Here is a 16,488-nt window from a genome sequence, read left to right as displayed (position 1 = left end):
GCCGACCGTATCAGCCGGTTTTGCGACTGCTGCGCAGCCGAGCGGGAGCAAGCTCCCTCGCCACAGGGTAGTTGTCTGGCTTGATTGCGCTGTTGATCACTCCGCCAACAACACCGCCGCATCGAAGCCCACCCGCAAATTGCCCCAATGACGGCCGCCGAAGAAGAACGGTACGTCGATCTCGGTCATGATTTCCCCGGTATCGCGCAGGTAGGTCTGCAGCAGGAAACGCTGGACGTTGCCCGCCGCACGCAGGCCGATCGGGTCGTTGAAGATTCGCTTGTTGCGGCACACCGGCAAATCCACCGCCCGGTCGCCGGTTGGCGGCTTGGAGACCCAGCTGTTATTCACCGGGCAGTAGCCCTTGCTGTCGACAATGAACGAAACCTTGCCACCCGGCGTGCTGCGGGTGAGTTTGTCGCATTCCTCCTGGCAGATCTGGGCAAAACGTTCGGTGTAGCTGGTCATGTACTGCTTGGGGTCGGTGCCGGGAATCGGTTGGTAATTCTGATCGAACAGGTTCAGGCCTTCACCTTGCAGCGCCTCCAGGCGAACCTGGAGCGTGTCGCGGCACTCGCTGGCGCGGGTGATGGCGGCGTCCAGCTTGCCGTGGCCGAGCACGAAGCGACCCAGCAGGGCCTGGACCTTTTCGGCCACGCCGGACAGGTCGCGGGTGGCCGTTGCCGAATGCTGCATGCGCTGGTCGATCAACTGGCTGTCGGCGTGGATCTGAGTGACTCGGTCGTTGATCCCCGTGTTGCTGTCGGCGAACTGCTGGATATGGGTCGCGATGTCCGCCAGCTTGCCGTTGGTGGATTCGAAATCGCCGATCATGCTCTCAAAATGGCCGGAGGCGCGCTCCACCACTTTCTGGGTTTCCCGGGCGCTATGGCTGATCTGGGTGGTCTGTTCGTGGGTGGAGCTGACTTCCTCGAGCATGGCGTCGATGTTGCGTGAGATGTCATCGGTGGCCCGGCTGACGTTTTGTGCCAGGGTCCGCACTTCATCGGCGACCACCGCGAAGCCCCGACCGCTTTCGCCGGCCCGGGCGGCTTCGATGGCGGCATTGAGGGCCAGCAGGTTGGTCTGGGCAGAGATCTGCTGGATCAACCCGACAATCGACTTGATGCTTGAGGAACGCTGGTTCAAGGCGCTCACCAGCGTGGCAAATTCACCGAGGCTGCTGGAGATTTCGCTGATGTTGCCGGTCACTTCCAGCAGCTCGGCGTAGGAGTCGCGGGCCATGCTCAGGTTCTGGGCGGTGGTGCTGGAAATGCCCTGGGTCTGGCGCGAGACTTCTTCGATGCGGCCCACGGCGGTGTTGCTCTGGTCCATGACTTCCTTGGCGAAGCGAGCCTGGTGGGTGGCACTGTCGCTGGAGTCGCTGATGTTCTTCAACGAGCGGGCCGATTCGACGGCGATGTGCACGGTCAGTGCCTGGACGTTGCTGATGATCTCCCGCTGCTTGGCCAGGAAACGGTTGCAAGTGCCGGCCAGCACGCGGATTTCGTCGTGAGTCACCAGCGGCAGGTCCTTGGACAGGTCACCTTCGCCATTGGCGATCTCTTCCAGGGCCTTGGTCATGGCGATGACGGGGCGCACGATGAGGTGACGGAAATACCAGACCATGAAGCTGATCATGCACAGCGTCAGGAACGCGCCGAAGAGCAGGGCATGGGTGAGGCTGTCAAGCCGACCCTCGATCTGCCCAAGCAAGGCGCCGTCCAACTGCGCATTGCGCAACTGCAGCACGATCTCGGCGCGGGCGCTGAGGGCCACCCAGTACAGCAAGCCACTGACCAGCACCAACAGGAAAAGGCTCGATAGTTTTTTGGTGAGGGTATCGAAAAACCGCATCTCGATAGACTCGTACAAGGCCTTTAACGTCTGCATGCCGCTGCTCCTGGGCAAAAAAATCTCTCAATGGAATACATTCGACCGCGAGCGCCAAAGCTTTAGGGGCGGATAGGGCTATTTGATATCACCCTGGAGACTCTGCTGCTCTTCAGCCTGCCATGACGATGGGATAGAGATGTCAATACCTGTTGGAGCGAATTAGACGAAAGTCGTACTAGCGCCTTGCCTGACGACTGCTACGGTTTGAAGTGCAAAACAATAAAAACAACACGGGAGGACACCTCCATGTCCACTGAAAAGCAACAGGCTGCGCGTGCCTACTGGACGGAAAACCTACGCTGGATGCTGGTCTTGCTGGCTATCTGGTTCCTGGTGTCGTTCGGCTTCGGCATTTTGCTGGTTGATGCACTCAACACCATCAGTTTCTTCGGTACACCCTTGGGGTTCTGGTTTGCCCAGCAGGGTTCCATCTACGTCTTTGTGCTCGAGATTTTCTTCTATGTCTGGAAGATGAATCAGCTTGATCGCAAATATGACGTCCACGAAGACTGAGGGCGGCGCACATGGACACAAAAACCCTGATTTATCTGGTCGTAGGCGCCTCCTTCGCGTTGTACATCGCGATTGCAATCTGGACGCGTGCCGGTTCCACCAGCGAGTACTACGTCGCCAGCAAGGGCGTGCATCCGGTACTCAACGGCATGGCCACCGGTGCTGACTGGATGTCGGCGGCTTCGTTCATCTCCATGGCCGGGATCATTGCCTTCGCCGGTTATGACGGTTCCGTCTACCTGATGGGCTGGACCGGGGGCTATGTGCTGTTGGCGATGTGCCTGGCGCCGTACCTGCGAAAATTTGGCAAGTTCACCGTACCCGAGTTCGTCGGGGCTCGTTATTACTCGCAGACGGCGCGGGTAGTGGCGGTGATCTGCGTGATCTTCATTTCCTTCACCTATGTGGCGGGACAGATGCGCGGTGTCGGGATCGTCTTTTCCCGTTACCTGGAAGTGGATATCAACGTCGGTGTCATGATCGGCATGGCCATCGTATTCTTTTATTCGGTGTTGGGCGGCATGAAGGGCATCACCTACACCCAGGTGGCGCAGTATTGCGTGATGATTTTCGCCTACATGGTGCCGGCGATTTTCATCTCGATAATGATCACCGGCAACCCAATACCGCAGTTGGGCTTTATCAGCGAAGTGGGCGGTTCGGGGCAGAGCGTGATCGAGCGGCTCAACGGCCTGGGTGCCGAGTTGGGCTTCAGCGCCTATACCGATGGCACCAAGTCGACCATGGATGTGTTCTTCATCACCATGGCGCTGATGGTCGGTACTGCGGGCCTGCCCCATGTGATCGTGCGTTTTTTTACCACGCCGACCGTACGTGATGCCCGCAAGTCAGCAGGCTACGCATTGCTGTTCATCGCCATTCTCTACACCACCGCGCCGGCCGTGGCGGCCTTCGCACGTACCAATCTGCTGACCTCCATTCCCAACGTCAGTTATGCCACCGCGCCAGCCTGGTTCAAAGCCTGGGAAAACTCCGGACTGATTGCGTGGGCGGACAAGAACAACGACGGCATCATCCAGTACAGCCCGGGTGCGGCCCTGGTCGGGGCGCCGAGTTTTACTGATGAGCGCGGGGCGCATGAGCAGCGATTGCTCAAGAACCAGCTCTCGCCAGTGGCCAACGAACTCTACGTCGATAACGACATCATGGTGTTGGCCAACCCCGAAATTGCTGGCCTGCCGGGCTGGGTGATCGCATTGATCGCTGCCGGTGGCCTGGCGGCGGCGCTTTCCACGGCTGCGGGGCTGTTGCTGGTGATCTCCACCTCGGTCTCACATGATTTGCTCAAGAGCAACATCATGCCCAGGATCAACGAGAAGCAGGAGTTGCTCGCGGCACGCATTGCCGCCGGTGTGGCGGTGCTGATTGCCGGATTGTTTGGCATTTATCCACCCGCGTTCGTCGCCCAGGTGGTTGCGTTCGCCTTCGGGTTGGCGGCGTCTTCCTTCTTTCCGGTCATTGTCATGGGGATCTTCTCCAAACGCATGAACCGCGAAGGCGCGATCGCCGGGATGATTGTCGGGCTGACCTTCACATTCACCTACATCGTCTACTTCAAGTTCATCAACCCGACGATGAACACGGCTGAACATTGGTGGCTGGGTGTTTCCCCTGAAGGTATCGGCACGTTGGGGATGGTCTTCAACTTCCTGGCCGCGGTGGTGGTGTCGCGCTTTACCGCGCCGCCACCGGAGCACATCCAGCACCTGGTCGAAGACATTCGCGTACCGAGAGGAGCCGGTGCTGCCATCGACCACTGACCACTGATCAGCCCAAGACTGGGAGAGGGAAACAAACGAGGGCGCCGGACTCATCATCCGGCGCCCTCGTTTGTGCGCAGAGTCAAGCGGGGTGATGTTAGAAAGATTTACTGGGAATCATTCTCAAAGTATATTCCCTCTCATTTCCAACCCTCTGTGAGTGCGCGTCTTGAATCGTTCCACCCCTCTCGCTAATCGCAACGTCTTCATCAAGTGTGTATTGCCGACATTGTCTTACTGCTTCATCGCAAGCCCGGTGTGGGCGCAGGCCGCTCTCGAACTGCCGGCCACGGACATCCAGGGCAGTCGCGTCACTCAGGACGAGGGCTATACGACGTCGCAAGCCAGCACGGCGAGCAAGAGCGATGTACCGATCAAGGAAGAGGCGCAATCGATCAACGTGGTGACCCAGCAGACCCTGGCCGACTATCAGGTGCGCTCGCTGGCCGATGCGATGAAGTTCGTCAGCGGCGTCAGCCAGGGCAATACCCTCGGCGGCTCGAGGGATTCGCTGGTCAAGCGCGGGTTCGGCACCAACGACGACGGCTCGATCCTGCGCGACGGCGTGCGTTCGAACCTGGGCCACAACTTCAGCGCCACCACCGACCGCGTCGAAGTGCTCAAGGGCCCGGCCTCGATGTTGTACGGCGCGCTGGAGCCCGGCGGCCTGGTCAACGTCATCAGCAAGAAACCGGAATACACGCAAAGCACCACGCTGAGCGGCTCGGCCTACAGCGAAGGCGGCGGCACCATGGCCTTGGACACCACCGGGCCATTGGGAGACACCGGCCTGGCCTATCGCTTGATTGCCGAGCGTGGTCACGAGGATTACTGGCGCAACTACGGGGTCAACGAGAGCACGCTGGTCGCGCCGTCCCTGGCTTGGACGGGGGAGCGGGCCTCGTTGAATCTCAGCTATGAGTACAACGAATATTCCAATCCCTTTGACCGGGGCACAGTGTTCCGCAATGGACATCCGGCGGACATCGATTATGACAAGCGCCTGGACGAGCCCTGGGCCAAAAGCGTGGGCATTCGCGAGACAGCGACGGCGCGTTTCGAGTATGAGCTGAGCGAGGCGTGGAAAACCCGCGTGACCTATGGCTGGAACAATGATCGGTACAGTCTTTCGATTGCGCAGCCGAGTCTGTCGAAAACCGGTGTTTTTCAGCGAGCCGCCAATGGTGCTCATTACGACGACGAAACTCGTTATGCCAGTTGGGACTTCCTGGGCAAGCAGGAATTTTTCGGGCAGCGTCATGACTTGCTGGTCGGCGTCGACAATCAAGTGTCAGATCAATTTCGCGGCAAGACCTACCGTGGCCCCGCAACGCCGGGGTTCGACATCAACGCACCGGTTTATGGCGGTCTAAGCGAGCCCAGTGTTGTCAATGCTCCCCAAAGCGACCTGCGCAACCAGTTGACCTCCAGTTCCATTTATCTCAAGGACAATTGGCATCTCGATGATCGCTGGATCCTTGTGTTCGGCGGTCGCTATCAACATTACGACCAGTACAGCGACCAGGGTTTGGGTAGCGCTTACAAGCTCAACCGGGATGATAACGGCGATGCCTTCGTGCCGTTCCTCGGCCTGGTCTACAAAGCCACGCAGGAGCTGTCGCTGTACGGTAACTACAGTCGCTCGTTCAAGCCGAACGACACGGTGGACGATAACGGCAGTACCTTCGACCCAGAGGAAGGGCGCAGCTACGAGATCGGGGCCAAATATGATCCGTTGCCAGGATTGAACATCAATCTTGCGTTGTTCGACATCGAAAAAACGAACGTCGTGACCAATAGATTGGTCGGCGAAAAAAACATCGCAGAAGCCGCCGGAAAAGTCGGCTCCCAAGGCCTGGAACTCGACATCACCGGGCGCCTTTCCGAGCGCTGGGACCTGATCGGCACCTACGCCTACACCCACACGGAGATCCTCGACGATCCGAAAAACGAAGGCCATCGTCTCGTCGACGCGCCTAAACACACTGCCAGCCTGTACCTGACCCATCACCTCAACGTTCCCGCCGAGTTCGGTGCCTGGCACGCCGGGGGCGGAGCGCGGTACGTTGGCGAACGGGCCGCCAACAACGACAACAGTTTCTGGCTCAGCAGCTACACGGTGGCCGACGCCTTCCTGCGCTGGGAGTCGCCGGTCTTGGGCCACAAGACCTCGCTGCAGTTGAATGTGGATAACCTGTTCGACAAGCAATACTATCCGTCCTCCACCGGCAGCGAGTTGCAGGTCGCGGTAGGGGAGCCGCGTACCGCACGGCTGAGTGCCAGCGTGACGTTCTGATCGCGCTCAATAAAAAATGCCCGGACCTTGGATCCGGGCATTTTTTTTCCGTCGATTCAGGCCTTGAGCCTGGGAGACTCCAAGACGGCAGATCAGGTTTGACGCCCGGAATCACCCAGGCGCCCGCGCAATGTCAGCGACGCTTGCCGAATACCGTCTTCGGCGATTTGCCGAAGAAGCGGGTAAATGCCGCACTGAAATTATTCGGAAATTTGTAGCCGACCTGATAGGCCGCCTGCGCAACCTGGCATCCGCTTTCCAGCAGGGTATAGGCCTTGCGCATGCGCATCTCATGCAGCATGCGATGGGGCGTGGAATTGAAGCGGTGATGCAGGCCTTCCTTGAGCTTGAATTCATTGAGCCCGACGGCTGCACACAGGTAGGGAATGGTCAACGGCTGGTCCATTTGTTCGATCATGATGTCCCGTGCCCGGTCGAGTTTTTCGATGTCGCTGGCGCTGAATTGCGGATTCTGGATGCAGGGGGTGGGCGGGCTTATCAGTTTCAGTTGTTCGGACAGCAGACTGAGGGTGTGGATGTGCATGTCCAGCGCGCCGGTCGCGCCTTGGTTGAGATAGCGCGCCAGGGCGGTGGCGTGGCTGGCGCTGGTGGCCGAAGTCTTTTGGAAGGCCAATTGGCGCACATTGCCGTTGCCCAGTAACTGGCGGGTGCGCTGCTCGCCGATGTATCGGTTGAGCATGCTTTCACCGATCAGCAGCCGGAGCTGGGACACCGTCGTCCCGGCCTCGTAGCAACGTTCGCCCAGGCTCAATTGAAACGAGGTGATGGTGGTATAGCCGGCACGGAATGATACCGCCGAACCGTCGGCCCCCTTGTAGCCGGAGTCGCCTTGCATGCCAAATGTGATGACCAGCATGTGGCGATTGTGAGGGCTGACGGTTTCCTCGATCAAATGACGCGTGGGGCGATAGCGCGAACGAACCACCATCAGGTCATTGTCGACCAAATAGCGCTCTGAGTAGCACTCGCCCAGTTCCCCCGGCAGTTGCTGGCGTGTCCAGCCACAGGCATCACTGCTGATCAGCCGCGAATGTGTTGGCGCTACTCGATAGGACTGGGAAATCTTCTGTAGGGCCGCCACTTTTAGGGTCCTCCTGGTTGACTCTGGCTTGCATATGGATTGATCCAGATTCCATATGAACTACATGATAACTATTCGCATTAATCAATACCATGTTTGTATCTCAACTGCTATCGCCAGAACGAGGCAGTCGCTGATTCATTGATGGGGGAGTGCGATGGTCAAGCCTGTATTGAAAGCTCGTGGTTGCGTTTGGTGCGTCGGTTGTTGCTTGGGTGTGGCCGTGAATGTGGCGGCCCAGACTGAATTGGCGCCGATCACGGTGACGGCGAACAAGATCGAACAGCCGCAAGAAGCGGTTCCCGCCAGTCTGTCGGTGTTGACGGGTGAGGACCTGCGCAATGGCGCTATCCATGACCTGCAAGACCTGGCGCGAGCCACACCCGGCTTTACCTTCCAGCCATTTGGCCAGTCGGGCACCAACCTGCCGGTGGTGCGTGGCCTGACCGCCAGCCCGACGGCGTTTTCCTCCTCGATGCTGATGCTGGTCGATGGCGTGCCGACCTTGATGGGGCAGGGCTTCGATCATGATTTGCTGGGCGTGGAACGTATCGAGATTCTGCGTGGGCCGCAGTCGACCTTGTATGGCCGCAACGCTGAAGCAGGCGTGCTGAGTATCCACACTCGCCAGCCCGATGCCCAGCCATACGCCCGGGTCGAAGCCGGTGGCGGCAGTCGCGATAGCCGGACCCTGGGCGTTGATGCCAGTACCGCGCTGGTCCCGCAGACGCTGTTCGCCGGGGTTTCCGGGCAGTGGCGGGAGCAGGACGGTTACATTGACAACGATTGGCGCGGCGGGCAGGCCGATGATCGTGAACGTCACAGCGCTCGCATGGTATTGCGCTGGACGCCCACGCTGGCCACTGACGTCAACCTGCGCTACAGCCGCCAGGATTATCGCGACGGTGGGTCCCAGTGGGGGGCGGCCGACTCATCCCCGCGCCAGGTGCGCTCCGGCACCTCGAGTTGGAACCATTCCAGCGGTCGCAGCCTGTCCGTGGACGTGCTGCATGAGTTCGACTCCGGTTTGAAGCTGCGTTCGATCACAGCCCGCAATGACTTCTATGACCGGGTGCGCCAAGACACCGATTTCCAGCCTGCCGACCTGTTTCATGTCGGTCGCGATTACCACTTCAACACCATGTCCCAGGAATTTCGCCTGGAAGGCCAATGGCGCCAGAGCCAGTGGCTGCTCGGCGTCTATGCCGATCGCGACGACCATGACCTTTCCTACGAACAGAAACTGCCCGTCGGCCTGTCCCGCACGGATGTGCAATTGGGGGGTAATACCACGGCCCTGTTCGGTCAATGGCTGATGCCCCTGGCCGAACGCTGGACCCTGACCCTCGGCGCCCGTACCGAACAGGACAAGGTGCACATCGATCCCCAAGGCGGCAGTCGTCAGAGCCAGCAGTGGCAACGCTTTACCCCGAAGGTGTCGTTGCAGTACGAGTGGCAACCGGATGCCTACCTGTACGCCAGCTATGCCGAAGGTTTCCGCGCCGGAGGTTTCAACGCCTTCGCCAGTGCCGCCGATTACCCCGGCTATGACCCGGAAAAGGCCAAGACGTATGAAGTCGGCGCCAAAGGCTGGCTGGACGACCAGCGCCTGCGTTATTCGGCCGCCCTGTATTGGATGGACGTGCGTGACATGCAGGTGCAGCAGTTGATCCAGCCGGGCCTGGTGTATATCACCAACGCGGCGTCGGCCCGCTCCACGGGGTTGGAGCTGGAAGCCGAATACCTGCTGGCCGACCACTGGACGCTGGTCGGTTCCGTGGGCCTGAACCGGACCCGTTTCGAGCGCTTCAGTGAAGGCAATAGCGATTACCAGGGCAATCGCAATCCCTATGCCCCCGACTTCACCGGCCATTTGAGCCTGCGCTACGACGCCTCCGCCGGTTGGTGGGCCCAGGCCGGCGTGGATGGGGTCGGCAAGACCTACCTGGACTCAGCGAACCGGTACAGCCGTGGAGGCTACGGGCTGATCAACCTCACTGCCGGTTATGACGTTGGCCGCTACGGAATCAGTGCCTATCTGAAGAACGCCGCTGACAAGCGTTACGACGCTGTCGGCTACCTGAGCGGCACCGCCCGAGTCTACAGCCCGCCGAGAGAAATCGGCCTGCGTGTGAGTTATGAACTGTGAGCTGCGAATGATGAACGGAATCGACCTGGCAACACCCCACCCCCTGCAACCTTACTGGGACCTGACCTTGGCCGGCGTGCGTGCCGATGTCCTGCGCATTGCCCTGGAATGGAAGTTGTTCAACCTGCTGCAAGTACCCGTCACAGCGCAGGCCATTGCCCGACAGCTGCAACTTGACCCCGTGAACACCGGTTACTGGTTGGACGCGTTGTGGAATATGGAGTTGCTGGTGCGTGACCAACAACAACCGCCGCGCTACCACAACGCCGCGGTGGCCCATGACTATTTGCGCGCCGAGGCGCCGGACTATTGCGGCGATGCGTGGACGTTCCGCCTGCGCGGGCTTCGCCATTTTGGTGGACAGTTGGGCGATCAAGTACGGGCGGGCCAGCCCAGTGGGCAGGCACCGAACGTGGCGACCACCATCGAGAACTGGACGGCCGCGGCACGTCTGCAACTGGCCCAGGAGCAACGGGCCGTCACGGTGGAGGTGGCGTTGCGCTTGATGGCAGGAATCCCCGAGTTCGCCCATGCCCGCCGATTCCTGGACCTGGGGGGCGGGCCAGGATTGGTGGCAATTGCCCTGGCCCGGGGCAACCCGCTGCTGAGCGGCGAGGTCTTCGACTTCCCCCAGACTGTCAGCGTGGCGGCGGAAAATATCAGCAAGGCCGGCCTCCAACAGCGTCTGGCAGTACGTGGTGGGGATCTGGCGAGCGATTGTATTGGTGAAGGGTATGACCTGATCTGGTGTTCCTCGGTGTTGCACTTTGTCCCTGACCTGGCGGCGAGCCTGGAGAAAATCCATGCCGCGTTGCGTCCCGGCGGCGTGCTGGTCAGCGCTCATGCCGAGGTCCCGCCCGACCCCGATCTGGCTCGGCGGGTCATGCCTTATTACCTGTCGATGCAGATGCTCGGTCGTCAGATCACCCATTCTGGCGGCCTGTCCGAGGCATTGACCCGCGCCGGGTTCGTCAATATTGACCATTACCCCGAGGTGGCCTTTGCGGTCGCGCCGGTAGCAGTACAAGTGGCGCGTCGGAGCGGTTCATGAACGGCGCAAACAACGCCCGTATGTGGCGACTCCAATGGCTGTTCGGCTGGCTCCACTTCGTCCTCGCGGTTCCCAGCATCTACCTGCTGCTGGGGCTTCCGCTGGTCATGCGCGAGCACGGCTGGTCGGGTACCGACATCGGGTTGTTCCAGCTGACGGGGCTGCCAGCGGTGTTCAAGTTCCTGTTGGCATTGCCCGTACAGCGTTATCGGTCAGTCCAAGGACACTATCGACTTTGGGCATTGGTGCTGTGCCTGTTGTTGGCGCTGCTGCTGGTGCTGGTTAGCCAGCAGGCGATTACCGCCAATCGCCTGTTTCTCTTCGGCCTGGCTTTCGTCGCCGGCGTGCTGGCGACTTGGGCCGATATCCCGGTCAATGCCCTGGCCATCAAGTTATTGCCACAGACGCAACGGTCGCGCGCTGGGGGGATCCGTTCGGCCGCGCTGTTTCTCGCCGCCATCGTGGGCGCCGGCGTCATGTTGCTGGTGCAGGCGCGCTGGGGCTGGCAGGCGCCGTTTCTGTTGATGGCCGCCGGGCTGTTGGTGGCGCTGGTCTTCCTCGTGTTATTGCATGAGGGAGAGGTCAAGGACGATGGTCTTCAAGCACCCCGGCGGTCGTCGGTCGATTGGTCGGGTTTTTTCCGGCAGCCCGGCGCACATCTCTGGATCGGGTTGTTGCTCAGCGGTTTTCCGTTCCTGGGCGCCGCGTGGCTTTACCTCAAGCCGCTGTTGCTGGACCAGGGAATGCCCGTGCAAGAGGTGGCCTGGATCGCCGGGGTCGGCGGTGGAGTGGTCGGTGTCCTGGCGAGCGTACTGGGTGCAAGGGTGGTGCAACACCTGGGTCCGGCAAGGGCGACGCCGTGGTTCATGATCGGTGCCTTGTCAGCACTGCTGGCATTGACGAGCGCTGTCTGGCTCCAGGTCTCGACCCCATGGCTGGTGGCGGCGGCCTATCTATTGGCCACGGCCATGGGGGCGGTGTCGAGCCTGATGTTCGGCCTGATGATGTTTTTCTCCCGACGCCTCCAGCAGGCCCACGACTACGGTCTCCAGGCCAGCCTGTTTGTACTTACCCGTCTCCTCGTGCCGATTGGCGCCGGAGCGGTGCTCGACCGCAGTGGCCCGGCGGCAATGCTTGCCGGACTGTGCCTGGCGATGCTTGGCGTGTGTGTCCTGGCGATGGCTGCGCGAAGCTCGATTGCCCAGGCCACGACACACGCCGGTGGCCCTGTTGGCCAGACTGCCCGAGCCAGCGACAAATGCTCCCCTCACATAAGTTCGACCCAATAGGAATGGAGTCCATGAAGGCAACCTTAGGTATCTGTTTGGTTACCCAGACGCAGCCTCTGATCGAGGATGTGGCATTTGTCGTCGAGTATCTGCAGGCCTGCTTGCAGCCCCCGGCCAATAATCCCGACTGGTCGCCTCGGCGGCTGGACTGTTGTCGGTGGTTTTTTTGGACGGGTTCGCCGTGGGACCGCCGTTGTTCGGTCTGTTCCAGCGCGGGCCTTGAGTGCCACGCACCATCGCAGTCTGATCTTTCATTACGGCGCAGGGCTGGGCCGTTGCTTGCTGGATGACGTCTTGGCCGATGAGTTGGCGGAACAGGCCGTGCAGCAGTCAGGTTCGCCATGAAAACGGAAGTTGGCGTGCCGACGATAGGCCGGGCCTGGGCGATGCTTGGCCTGAGTGTCGGTGCTAGGCTGTAGGGTGTGCCTTACAGCCAGGACGCCATGCTAGCGTGTCAGTACTGGCAACGCAGTATGCCGGTGCACAACTGGCGGCAATTTATTCGCAGTGACAATTTTCGAGACGGCTGTTTCCTCGGTCACTGCTACCGGACCTCGTCCGCTGGGGAGCAGAAAGTGGAGACAGCCTGCGGCAGTTTTTTCTTGCTGACAGCTTTGCTGGCCTGGACCGGTGAGCTCGATCCAAGCGTTGTCTAGGAGGTTGCTTTGCGCGGCACCCCGCTCAGGCATCGAGCAGTGAGTATAAATTTCCCCTTTTCAGGGCATTGAATCCCTGACACCTAGCTTTTTGCACCTATTCGACCCGTTCCAGGGTTCGCTGGAGAAGGCTGAAATAAACGTTTCAGCCTTCCCGGGGCGTTTTGTCGTATAAATGAAAACAAATTTCGCTTTCAAACAACTTTGTAACGGTTTTTCCAGCGCAGTCTTGATGCATCGCGCTTAGGCACAGCCTTTGCTAGACCTCAACAGCGAAACCCACCGAACCGTTGGATTCAGTACAGGAGTGACCACGCAGATTTAATCAGGGGGCGCACGTCATCCAGACGCAAAGGCCAGATCAGAGACCACTGCTATCGAGGTATCACGGAGAAACAGGGTTCATTAAAACAAAGCAAGGCCAGACCATTGGAATGACGAAGTGATAAGAAATGCCGTGTAGAACGCGGCTGGGAGTTGGCTATGCCCCACGCTTTTTTTAATGAAATGTACGACGCAAAGGGTGACTGCCGCCCGCATTACCAAGCCTTCTCGCGCTGGCTGGCGGACACCCCGCTTGAACTGCTTGAACAACGCCGCCGCGAAGCCGACCTGCTGTTCCATCGAGCCGGTATCACCTTCACCCTCTATGGGGACGAGCAGGGCACCGAGCGCCTGATCCCCTTCGATATCATTCCCCGCAGCATCAAGGCCAGCGAATGGCAGATGGTCGAGCGTGGCTGCATTCAGCGGGTCCAGGCCCTGAACATGTTCCTGGCCGACATCTACCATGGGCAGCACATCCTCAAGGAAGGCATCATCCCGCCCGAGCAGGTGCTCGCCAACGAGGGTTATCAGATCGCGATGCAGGGCCTGAACCTGCACCGAGGCATCTACGCCCATATCGCCGGTGTCGACCTGGTTCGCGATGGTGACGGCAGCTATTACGTGCTGGAAGACAACCTGCGCACGCCCAGCGGTGTGAGCTACATGCTCGAAGACCGCAAGATGATGATGCGCCTGTTCCCCGAGCTCTTCGCCGCCCAGCGCGTGGCCCCCATCGATCATTACCCGAACCTGCTGCTCGACACCCTCAAGAGCTCAAGCCCCCTCGAGAACCCCACCGCCGTGGTGCTGACCCCGGGGCGCTTCAACAGTGCCTATTTCGAGCACGCGTTCCTGGCCCGTGAAATGGGCGTGGAGCTGGTAGAGGGCGCAGACCTGTTCGTGCGTGACGACCATGTGTACATGCGCACCACCGCCGGCCCACGACAGGTGGACGTGATTTATCGTCGCCTTGACGATGCCTACCTCGACCCGCTGTCGTTCAACCCCGATTCGATGTTGGGCGTGCCCGGGCTGATCGCCGTGTACCGCGCGGGCAATGTGGTGCTGGCGAACGCGGTCGGCACCGGCGTGGCCGACGACAAGTCGATCTACCCCTACGTCGACGAAATGATCCGCTTCTACCTCACCGAAGAACCGATCCTGAAGAATGTGCCCACCTGGCAGTGTCGCAAGCCCCAGGACCTGTCCCATGTGCTGGCCAACCTGCCGGATCTGGTAGTCAAGGAAACCCAGGGCTCCGGCGGCTACGGCATGCTGGTCGGGCCGGCCGCCAGCGCGGCGGAGATCGAAGATTTCCGCGCGCGCCTCAAGGCTCGGCCTGAAGCCTACATCGCCCAGCCCACCTTGAGTCTGTCCACGTGTCCAACCTTCGTCGAGAGCGGCATCGCACCGCGCCACATCGACCTGCGTCCGTTCGTGCTGTCGGGCAAGGAAACGCGCCTGGTGCCTGGCGGGCTGACCCGCGTGGCGCTGCGCGAAGGCTCGCTGGTGGTGAACTCGTCCCAGGGCGGCGGCACCAAAGACACTTGGGTAGTGGAGGACTAAGACATGCTTTCAAGAACTGCTTCGGACCTCTATTGGATGTCCCGCTACCTGGAGCGCGCCGAGAACCTGGCGCGCATGCTCGAAGTCAGCTATTCGCTGTCGCTGATGCCCCAGGCCGGGCGCAGCGATGGCCATGCGGAACTGGCGATGTCGCTGCTGGCGGCCGGTACGCTGGACGACTACAACGCCCGTTATGACGCGCTCAACACCGAGCGCATGCTGCATTTCTTCGCCTTGGACGAAACCAACCCCGGCAGTATCTACAGCTGCCTGCGAGCTGCGCGGACCAATGCCCATGCCGTGCGCGGGCGCATCACCGCCGACATGTGGGAGAACATCAACGCCACCTGGCTGGAAATGCGCAACATCGCCAGCAACGGCCTGGGGCGCTACGGCATCAGCCATTTCTGCGAGTGGGTCAAGGAGCGTTCGCACCTGTTTCGTGGCGCGACGTCGGGCACCATCATGCGCAACGATGCCTACTGCTTCATTCGCCTGGGGACCTTTATCGAACGGGCCGACAACACGCTGCGGTTGCTGGACGCCCGCTATGAGATGTTCGGCGAGGAATCGGAGGAGGTCAGCGACAACTCGGCCCGTGGTTACTACCAGTGGAGTGCCTTGTTGCGCGCGTTGTCTTCGTTCGAGGCGTTCAACGAGATCTACCGCAATGCGCCCAATGCCGAGCAGGTTTCCGAGATGTTGCTGCTGCGCGCTGACGTCCCGCGCTCGCTGCATGCCTGCATCGAGGAACTGGACCACATTCTCGCCAGCCTGCCGGGCAACAACGGCCGGCCAGCGCAACGCCTGGCCGCCGAACTGAATGCACGCCTGCGTTATTCGGGGATCGATGAGATCCTGGCGTCGGGCCTGCATCAATGGCTGACCGACTTGATTGGGCAGATCCGCCACTTGGGCCAGACCGTCCATGAGTCTTACCTGGAGGTCGTATGAAACTGTCCATACGCCACGACACGACCTACAGCTACGCCGATGAAGTCTGCACCAGCATCCAGTTCCTGCGCCTGACGCCCCGGGACACTCAGCGCCAGCGTATCCTGCAATGGCACCTGGAACTGCCGCGACTGGTCCGCAGCCAGCTTGATCCCTATGGCAACATCCTGCATGTGATGACCATGGACGAGCCCCACGGTGCCTTGATCCTGACAGCTTATGGCGAGGTGGAAATCCATCAGTCCATCGCGATGGAACCGGATAACCAGTCGCCGCTACCTTTCCTGCGCACCAGTCGCCTGACCCAGGCGGATGAGACCCTCAGCGCCTTCGCCGTCGAGCAATGCGCCGGCCGGCGTGATCGTACGGCCTTGACCGATCTGATGAACGGTTTGGCGGCGCAGATGCCCTACAGCCCTGGCACGACCGCGGTCAACAGCACAGCCGCCGAGGCGTTTGCCGGTGGGACGGGGGTTTGCCAGGACCATACCCACGCGTTCCTGGCCTGCGCTCGCAGCCTGGGCATTCCTGCGCGCTATGTTTCCGGCTATTTGTGCACCGAGGATGAAAGCCACCTGGCGAGCCACGCCTGGGCGGAGGCCTGGCTGGATGATGGTTGGTACAGCTTCGACGTGACCAACCGCCTGACCCTTCCAGACCGCCACCTGAAACTGGCAGTCGGCCTGGACTACCTCGACGCCTGCCCGGTACGCGGCATGCGCCGGGGGGGCGGGGCGGAACAGATGCAGGCGCGGGTGCAGGTGAGTTCGATGGTGCAGGTGCAGCACCAATAGCCTGCGGAGCCTGGCGGCCTCATCGCGAGCAGGCTCGCTTCCACAGGAGATTGACGGTGGACGTCATTGTCGTGAACACCCGAGAATCTGTTGTGGAAGCGACCTGGTCGCGAT

Annotated in this window: 12 protein-coding genes; 10 read left to right on the top strand and 2 right to left on the bottom strand. The window is 60.6% G+C overall.

Translation table 11 applies throughout. The features are described from left to right. Nucleotides 1-96: 96 nt before the first annotated feature. On the bottom strand, nt 97-1,893 hold the full coding sequence (locus tag BM300_RS10745) for a methyl-accepting chemotaxis protein (RefSeq protein WP_092348179.1): 1,797 nt from the start codon (nt 1,891-1,893) through the stop codon (nt 97-99). 249 nt (nt 1,894-2,142) lie between these two features. Here BM300_RS10745 and BM300_RS10740 point away from each other — a divergent pair, with 249 nt between their 5' ends. The 3 genes from BM300_RS10740 (at nt 2,143) to BM300_RS10730 (ending at nt 6,486) form a co-directional block, all read left to right on the top strand. Continuing rightward, complete coding sequence (locus BM300_RS10740; RefSeq protein WP_014338067.1) at nt 2,143-2,409, top strand: DUF4212 domain-containing protein; 267 nt, start codon at nt 2,143-2,145, stop codon at nt 2,407-2,409. 11 nt (nt 2,410-2,420) lie between these two features. Further along, nucleotides 2,421-4,190: a sodium:solute symporter family protein gene (locus BM300_RS10735; RefSeq protein ID WP_092224623.1), complete on the top strand. Its 1,770-nt coding sequence runs from the start codon at nt 2,421-2,423 to the stop codon at nt 4,188-4,190. Nucleotides 4,191-4,359: 169 nt separating this feature from the next. Then, the gene (locus tag BM300_RS10730; RefSeq protein WP_092462831.1) at nt 4,360-6,486 is read left to right on the top strand and encodes a TonB-dependent siderophore receptor; all 2,127 of its coding nucleotides are present in this window, start codon (nt 4,360-4,362) and stop codon (nt 6,484-6,486) included. A 133-nt stretch (nt 6,487-6,619) separates the two neighbouring features. Here the strand turns inward: BM300_RS10730 and BM300_RS10725 are convergent, their stop codons facing one another. Next, nucleotides 6,620-7,588 carry a helix-turn-helix domain-containing protein gene (locus tag BM300_RS10725; protein WP_092143693.1) on the bottom strand — a complete coding sequence of 323 codons (969 nt, stop codon included), beginning with the start codon at nt 7,586-7,588 and terminating at the stop codon, nt 6,620-6,622. A 157-nt stretch (nt 7,589-7,745) separates the two neighbouring features. Here BM300_RS10725 and BM300_RS10720 point away from each other — a divergent pair, with 157 nt between their 5' ends. The 7 genes from BM300_RS10720 to BM300_RS10690 all read left to right on the top strand — a co-directional run bounded on the left by BM300_RS10720 (nt 7,746) and on the right by BM300_RS10690 (nt 16,374). Next, nucleotides 7,746-9,737 (top strand): TonB-dependent receptor, encoded by a 1,992-nt coding sequence (locus tag BM300_RS10720; protein ID WP_092462829.1) that lies wholly within the window; start codon nt 7,746-7,748, stop codon nt 9,735-9,737. Between the two features lie 10 nt (nt 9,738-9,747). After that, a complete protein-coding gene (locus tag BM300_RS10715; RefSeq protein ID WP_092462839.1) occupies nt 9,748-10,788 on the top strand; it encodes a methyltransferase in 1,041 nt (346 codons plus the stop codon). Further along, nucleotides 10,785-12,077: an MFS transporter gene (locus BM300_RS10710; RefSeq protein WP_092462827.1), complete on the top strand. Its 1,293-nt coding sequence runs from the start codon at nt 10,785-10,787 to the stop codon at nt 12,075-12,077. The genes BM300_RS10715 and BM300_RS10710 overlap by 4 nt, the downstream gene beginning before the upstream one ends. Nucleotides 12,078-12,296: 219 nt before the next feature. Further along, a complete protein-coding gene (locus BM300_RS31370) occupies nt 12,297-12,422 on the top strand; it encodes a hypothetical protein (protein ID WP_256572213.1) in 126 nt (41 codons plus the stop codon). A gap of 794 nt (nt 12,423-13,216) precedes the next feature. Beyond that, nucleotides 13,217-14,626: a circularly permuted type 2 ATP-grasp protein gene (locus tag BM300_RS10700; RefSeq protein ID WP_003201697.1), complete on the top strand. Its 1,410-nt coding sequence runs from the start codon at nt 13,217-13,219 to the stop codon at nt 14,624-14,626. 3 nt (nt 14,627-14,629) lie between these two features. Next, nucleotides 14,630-15,580, top strand: a complete 951-nt coding sequence (locus BM300_RS10695) for an alpha-E domain-containing protein (RefSeq protein WP_003201699.1) — start codon at nt 14,630-14,632, stop codon at nt 15,578-15,580. Next, nucleotides 15,577-16,374: a transglutaminase family protein gene (locus BM300_RS10690; protein WP_092462825.1), complete on the top strand. Its 798-nt coding sequence runs from the start codon at nt 15,577-15,579 to the stop codon at nt 16,372-16,374. The genes BM300_RS10695 and BM300_RS10690 overlap by 4 nt, the downstream gene beginning before the upstream one ends. The last annotated feature ends 114 nt before the right edge of the window (nt 16,375-16,488 follow it).

This window comes from Pseudomonas sp. NFACC46-3, from assembly GCF_900114515.1.
GTDB lineage: Bacteria > Pseudomonadota > Gammaproteobacteria > Pseudomonadales > Pseudomonadaceae > Aquipseudomonas > Aquipseudomonas fluorescens_Q.
This window is presented reverse-complemented; position numbering and strand designations above follow the sequence as displayed.

What these genes read in the sequence shown, in the direction of transcription:
- BM300_RS10735 (WP_092224623.1), top strand. Translation starts at nt 2,421, where the DNA reads ATGGACACAAAAACCCTGATTTATCTGGTCGTAGGCGCCTCCTTCGCG.
- BM300_RS10710 (WP_092462827.1), top strand. Translation starts at nt 10,785, where the DNA reads ATGAACGGCGCAAACAACGCCCGTATGTGGCGACTCCAATGGCTGTTC.
- BM300_RS10690 (WP_092462825.1), top strand. Translation starts at nt 15,577, where the DNA reads ATGAAACTGTCCATACGCCACGACACGACCTACAGCTACGCCGATGAA.
- BM300_RS10745 (WP_092348179.1), bottom strand. Translation starts at nt 1,893, where the DNA reads ATGCAGACGTTAAAGGCCTTGTACGAGTCTATCGAGATGCGGTTTTTC.
- BM300_RS10695 (WP_003201699.1), top strand. Translation starts at nt 14,630, where the DNA reads ATGCTTTCAAGAACTGCTTCGGACCTCTATTGGATGTCCCGCTACCTG.
- BM300_RS10720 (WP_092462829.1), top strand. Translation starts at nt 7,746, where the DNA reads ATGGTCAAGCCTGTATTGAAAGCTCGTGGTTGCGTTTGGTGCGTCGGT.
- BM300_RS10700 (WP_003201697.1), top strand. Translation starts at nt 13,217, where the DNA reads ATGCCCCACGCTTTTTTTAATGAAATGTACGACGCAAAGGGTGACTGC.
- BM300_RS10740 (WP_014338067.1), top strand. Translation starts at nt 2,143, where the DNA reads ATGTCCACTGAAAAGCAACAGGCTGCGCGTGCCTACTGGACGGAAAAC.
- BM300_RS10715 (WP_092462839.1), top strand. Translation starts at nt 9,748, where the DNA reads ATGAACGGAATCGACCTGGCAACACCCCACCCCCTGCAACCTTACTGG.